This is a genomic window from Brevundimonas sp. CURTG3B2_SDJG, assembly GCF_057364705.1.
In genome coordinates this window covers 1-618 of sequence record NZ_JBNFOJ010000576.1, presented here as the reverse complement: position 1 = coordinate 618, position 618 = coordinate 1, and the positions used below count along the sequence as shown (strand labels likewise).

Below are 618 nucleotides of genomic sequence, written 5' to 3'. Positions count from 1 at the left end.
GCCAGGATGGCGACGTGGCGACGTCGGGCCGCCCCGCGCCGTGCAGAGGCCGGCCAGGCGCTCGGCGTCCAGCGCCAAGAACTGCGAAGGCAGCAGGTCGTCGGCCACCAGCACGGAGCCTTCGCCGATCCGGGGCGCCGGCGGCTCGACCCCCAGGACTTCGGCGGCGATCTGCAGCTCAAGATCCAGCAGGTCGTCGGCGCGTTCGGCCATCCGGCGGTCGCCCATCGAGCGGAACAGGTCCGCGGCCGAGGCGGAGGCCTGCCGCCAGGCCCAGGCCGCGCCGCGCCCCGGCCTGGATCGCCTCGTCCGCCCCGGCGATCAGGGCGGGGTCGTCCAGGAAGGCGAGGTGGGCCGCCAGGATGGCGCGGCGCTCGAGGCCGCCCACGCCCGCCTCCTTCGTCAAACGGGGCGCGGACCGCCTGAAGAGCGGCCTCCAGGACCCGTCGTTCATGCTCGACGCCCCGCCCCACTCCTCGGGGACTTCCAACACGGGAGGCAGCAGCCGGACGGCGCGGCCGAGCACCAGGCCGGGCGAGGCGGCGACGCCGCTCAGCACCAGCTTCGCCCTCGGCGTTGCGCCTCGACGAAGGCCGGGGGAGGGGCGCCGGGTCGACG

The 618-nt window shown here is 76.4% G+C and carries 2 protein-coding genes; both read right to left on the bottom strand.

The features are described from left to right. The coding region (locus tag AC2W7C_RS18755; protein ID WP_486002690.1) for a PEP-utilizing enzyme at positions 1-213 on the bottom strand (213 nt) is incomplete at its 3' end. Next, the coding region (locus AC2W7C_RS18750; protein WP_486002689.1) for a phosphoenolpyruvate-utilizing N-terminal domain-containing protein at positions 179-618 on the bottom strand (440 nt) is incomplete at its 5' end. The genes AC2W7C_RS18750 and AC2W7C_RS18755, both read right to left, overlap by 35 nt.